This is a genomic window from uncultured Wocania sp. (genome assembly GCF_964021735.1).
Lineage (GTDB): Bacteria > Bacteroidota > Bacteroidia > Flavobacteriales > Flavobacteriaceae > Wocania_A.
In genome coordinates this window covers 1-4,032 of the sequence record NZ_CAXIBN010000231.1, presented here as the reverse complement: position 1 = coordinate 4,032, position 4,032 = coordinate 1, and the positions used below count along the sequence as shown (strand labels likewise).

7 protein-coding genes and 1 pseudogene are annotated in these 4,032 nt (G+C 28.6%); 4 read left to right on the top strand and 4 right to left on the bottom strand.

What is annotated here, in order from left to right:
* From AADI82_RS14160 to AADI82_RS14145, 4 genes are all read right to left on the bottom strand, one after another.
* Positions 1 to 519: a hypothetical protein gene (locus AADI82_RS14160; RefSeq protein WP_341217072.1), complete on the bottom strand. Its 519-nt coding sequence runs from the start codon at positions 517 to 519 to the stop codon at positions 1 to 3.
* 109 nt (positions 520 to 628) lie between these two features.
* Positions 629 to 874 carry a hypothetical protein gene (locus tag AADI82_RS14155; RefSeq protein WP_341217071.1) on the bottom strand — a complete coding sequence of 82 codons (246 nt, stop codon included), beginning with the start codon at positions 872 to 874 and terminating at the stop codon, positions 629 to 631.
* 86 nt (positions 875 to 960) lie between these two features.
* Positions 961 to 1,290 (bottom strand): LuxR C-terminal-related transcriptional regulator, encoded by a 330-nt coding sequence (locus tag AADI82_RS14150; RefSeq protein WP_341217070.1) that lies wholly within the window; start codon positions 1,288 to 1,290, stop codon positions 961 to 963.
* Positions 1,291 to 1,295: 5 nt separating this feature from the next.
* Positions 1,296 to 1,502 (bottom strand): hypothetical protein, encoded by a 207-nt coding sequence (locus AADI82_RS14145; protein ID WP_341217069.1) that lies wholly within the window; start codon positions 1,500 to 1,502, stop codon positions 1,296 to 1,298.
* A gap of 156 nt (positions 1,503 to 1,658) precedes the next feature.
* Here AADI82_RS14145 and AADI82_RS14140 point away from each other — a divergent pair, with 156 nt between their 5' ends.
* From AADI82_RS14140 to AADI82_RS14125, 4 genes and pseudogenes are all read left to right on the top strand, one after another.
* A complete protein-coding gene (locus AADI82_RS14140) occupies positions 1,659 to 2,378 on the top strand; it encodes a helix-turn-helix domain-containing protein (protein ID WP_341217068.1) in 720 nt (239 codons plus the stop codon).
* Positions 2,379 to 2,389: 11 nt separating this feature from the next.
* Positions 2,390 to 3,094, top strand: a complete 705-nt coding sequence (locus AADI82_RS14135; protein ID WP_341217067.1) for a hypothetical protein — start codon at positions 2,390 to 2,392, stop codon at positions 3,092 to 3,094.
* Between the two features lie 10 nt (positions 3,095 to 3,104).
* A complete protein-coding gene (locus tag AADI82_RS14130; RefSeq protein WP_341217066.1) occupies positions 3,105 to 3,446 on the top strand; it encodes a helix-turn-helix transcriptional regulator in 342 nt (113 codons plus the stop codon).
* 178 nt (positions 3,447 to 3,624) lie between these two features.
* Positions 3,625 to 4,032: pseudogene (locus AADI82_RS14125) on the top strand (site-specific integrase); the annotation flags it as partial.

The window sequence follows — 4,032 nt, the reverse complement described above, 5'->3', positions numbered from 1 at the left end:
TTAAAAATTAAATGCTTTATACTTCAATCCTATTGCTAGGTTATATCTTAATTGAGGGGTGTTTAAATCACTTCTGCGTACCCATTCATTTTTTACAGTAGCATATAGCTTTTTAGTAATTGGGTAGCTTAAATCGATTGTACCGCTATAAGAACCCATGCCCTCGCTGTTTCTGTGTATCATTCCTATTCCTGCGCCAAAACCTATTTCTAATTTTGGAAGTAAAAGACTGTTTAAAGTCCAAATACCATGTACTGAATATCTTCTGAAATAACCACCGTTTAAATTGGCATGCTCGTATTGAGTTTGGATTGAGAAATAGTAATAATCGTATTGTTTACCTTCCCAATTCATATTAAAGATTAGATCCGTTGTTAAAGGCTCATTACCTAACTTATCTCCAGAAACTAATAACTTTGCATCTTGTAGTATAGAAAAGCTTATCTGGTCTTGTGCTGTTGCTAAAAATGTCATAAAAAACATTGATAGTATTATGAGTATGTTTCTAATTGTTTTCATTTTTTCGTGCCTTTGTAAAGTTTGTACGCTAACCACGCAAAAAGAATAATCATTCCTATTGCTAGTATTACACCTGGTATTCCTGTTTCGTCTGCTTTTGGTATCATTTTTAATTTGTTTTTCTTAACTTATTAATGGTGATGTAATAACCGTTGTTGGTTTTGATTGATATTTCGTTATTTCGAAGCATATTGCTAACTTTTTTTACATCTTCTGTAGGGTACATGTACTTTTTTCCAATCTTAAAAAACGACACTAATTGTAAGCTTCTAAGCTCTTTTAAAATATCACCATTGTAAGTAATACCTAGTGCCTCGCTAAACTCCTTTCCGCTTAAATTTAATGGTGTTATCATTTGTTCTTTTAAAAATGCGTTCCAGCTTCGGGTATTTACTAACCAACCAAAAAACAACTCCCGAAGCCTTTACGCAATGCTACTAATCAATACTTAATACGTTTTACTCTTGATATTTTAACTCTGGTTTTGGTTTTATATATTCTATAAATGTCATCTCCCGAAATCATTGTTAAACCTTGTATGGACATAAAAAGGGCAACAATCATATTTCTAAACATGTTAGGATGATTTGCTGCGTACCTTGCAACTAATTCAAAACCGTTTTTAAGGTTGTTTTTTTCTAATGCGTTTCTAACATGGGTCTTAATTGTATTTATTGAATTAAATCGAACACTCGCAATTTGCTTTTCACCATATCCCAAGGCTTTTAGCTTAACAACTTCTTTTTCTGATTTTGTGAGAGACAGTTCCATATAGTTTATTGAGTTTTAATTTTATTTTCAATTTCTTCTATAACCGCATCATGATAATCTTCTGGAATACTCCAAAAATTACCAAACCAATGAGTTCTTAAGCTAAGAGGAGATTTTTCCAATTTTTTAGCTATTTCTTTTATGAAATTAGTTTTATGGTTAATTTGTTTATACAAACTTTGGATGTGTTCAATTTTAGTTAACGTCTTCATTTTCTAATTCTTTAGGATTATTTTGATGCTATTTTCTTGCTTTGATAGCTTTTTTATTATTAATTTGTTGTTGTGTGTTACAAATATATAGATTATCTATATTAATACCAAATAAAATATAGATATAATCAAAATAAATATAGATTTTTATAGATAATGTTTGATAATCAGCGTTTTAAAAAGGTTAGAAAAGAGCTAAATCTTACTCAAAAAGAATTTGCAGATGCTCTTGGAATTAAACAAGGTAGTCTATCAGACATTGAAAGAGGTAAAACAAATGATTTATCGAATTCAGTAAAAACTATCGTAAAAGAGAAGTTTAATGTAAAAATAGATTATCTATATAATTTATCAGATGATATTTTTAATAAGGTTTTAAACGAACCTGACCCTATATACAATACCAACGGTAATAAATACATAGAGCTTGGAGATGATACTTACGATGTAGAAGTGCCGTTAATACCATTTGCAGCCTATGCTAGTTTTTTAGAAAGCTTAGAAGTAGGCACGGTAAGCGAAGATTTTGAAACCATGACTTTTAATGTAGATCGAGTGGGTCGTGGAAACTATAAGGCTTTTGTAGTAAAAGGCGATAGCATGAACAACGGTAAAATTAATGACACCCCAGATGGCGCAAAAGTATTAGGTAGAGAATTAGGTAGGCATCATTGGAAAGATGGATTTAGACCAACCGATTATGGTTGGATAATTATGTGTAATAAAAATATTTTTCATAAAGATATTTTAAAACTGAATTATGAAACAGGCGAAATAACATGCCATAGCCGTAATAAAAGTCCAGAGTATTCAGATTTTAATCTCTCTTTAAATGATTGCTACCATATTTATAAAGTGATAAAACGAATTTTTTAAAACCTAATAATATGAATAAAATAATAGTATTGATTTTAACAATTTTGATTTTTAGTTGTAATAGTGACTCTAATGATGTTAAAGAAGAAGAAGATGAAACATTTTACAGATTAACAAAAACAATAGAAAAAGACAAGGATGGCAATATTGAAGAAACTGTAAATTATGAGTTTAATAAAAAAGGGCAACTTATTAAATATATTTCAATAGATAAAGGTGTAACATATATTTCTGAAATAACATATAGTGATGATAAACCTATATCTGTTTCAAGATCTCATGCAAACACAATAACATATACTTATAATGACGATTTAATTATTGGAATGTCTGTTATTGAGGATAATATTTTATTTACGCATGAGTACAGTTATAATGCTTCAAGTGAGTTAATATTAGATAAGCAATATAACGATGATGTGTTTTGTTGTGAGGAAAGTTATGAATATATTAATGGTAATAGATTAAAAAGTGTATCAAATCAAGGAGGTATATCTAATTATGAATATGATAATAAGAAAAACCCAAAAACAGCCTACATACCAGTTCAACTTATAAGAATTGATGACTATCCTAGTAAAAACAATATTATAAATATAAATTCTGAAAAAAGGTTCGATTACGAATATAATAATGAAGGATTTCCAACTAAATTGAATGGTTATTTTAATGGAAATGTGTTTTACACGATTGAATATACTTACGAAGAAATTTAATTAAAAAAAAATGAATACTCCCTACACTTCAGACAAGAAAATACTCCAGATAATCGATATTCTTAAAAGCAATAAAAGAATACGTTTTGATTCAGATTTTTGCGAAGCTATTGGGGTACTTAGACAAACATTAAGCAAAATAAAAAATGGTGAAAAGCATTTTACACCTTTACATATAGAGACTGTTATTAAAGTATTCAAAGTTAATGCCAATTGGATTTTTGGTATAAGCGATGAAATATTTTTAGATGAAAAATTTAAGTTAAAAAACACTAAAATATTAGAGCATAAATACCCAAAAACGAACAAATTACGAACAAATCAACCAGCTAAAAACGAACAAACCTATTGAATTTAAAGGGTTTTAAACAAGATGATGATGTGCAAAATGTATATCACACTATGTCTGAGTAAACGCCTTTAGAACTAACATATTCAAGACTATCCTAGAAAATACAAATGATTTTTTATTATTCATAATTGTTTATAGTTGTTTATTTTGATTGTGATTCCGAACTAATAACGAACTAATGAATTTCAAGTACTATTTATCTTCTTATAAAAAACAAAATAACACCCAGGCAATTCGCCTGAAGCTTGAGACTTCGAAAAACGATGTTCAATATTTAGATGCTGAAATATCTGTTTTAAAAACACAATGGGATCCTAAACGACAATCTATAAAAAAGCATCCATTAGAAGAAAATCTAAATGCCAAACTAAATGCGTTACTCAAAAACGTTCAATCTGTTTATTATAAAAACGAAGGTGTTTCTGCTAAACGTCTTTTGATGATTTACAAGAACAATCAAAAATATGATTCTACTTCGTTTTTAGATTTTTACCAATCGCTAATTGATGAGACACGATTAAAGAAAAAAATAAGATCAGCAAAAACCAATCAACATTATTTAGATAAATTAACTAAATTTTCTAGT

Bases quoted from the DNA above. Each gene is read 5' to 3' on its own strand.
- AADI82_RS14140 (WP_341217068.1), top strand. From the start codon at position 1,659: ATGTTTGATAATCAGCGTTTTAAAAAGGTTAGAAAAGAGCTAAATCTT.
- AADI82_RS14150 (WP_341217070.1), bottom strand. From the start codon at position 1,290: ATGGAACTGTCTCTCACAAAATCAGAAAAAGAAGTTGTTAAGCTAAAA.
- AADI82_RS14155 (WP_341217071.1), bottom strand. From the start codon at position 874: ATGATAACACCATTAAATTTAAGCGGAAAGGAGTTTAGCGAGGCACTA.
- AADI82_RS14130 (WP_341217066.1), top strand. From the start codon at position 3,105: ATGAATACTCCCTACACTTCAGACAAGAAAATACTCCAGATAATCGAT.
- AADI82_RS14160 (WP_341217072.1), bottom strand. From the start codon at position 519: ATGAAAACAATTAGAAACATACTCATAATACTATCAATGTTTTTTATG.
- AADI82_RS14135 (WP_341217067.1), top strand. From the start codon at position 2,390: ATGAATAAAATAATAGTATTGATTTTAACAATTTTGATTTTTAGTTGT.
- AADI82_RS14145 (WP_341217069.1), bottom strand. From the start codon at position 1,502: ATGAAGACGTTAACTAAAATTGAACACATCCAAAGTTTGTATAAACAA.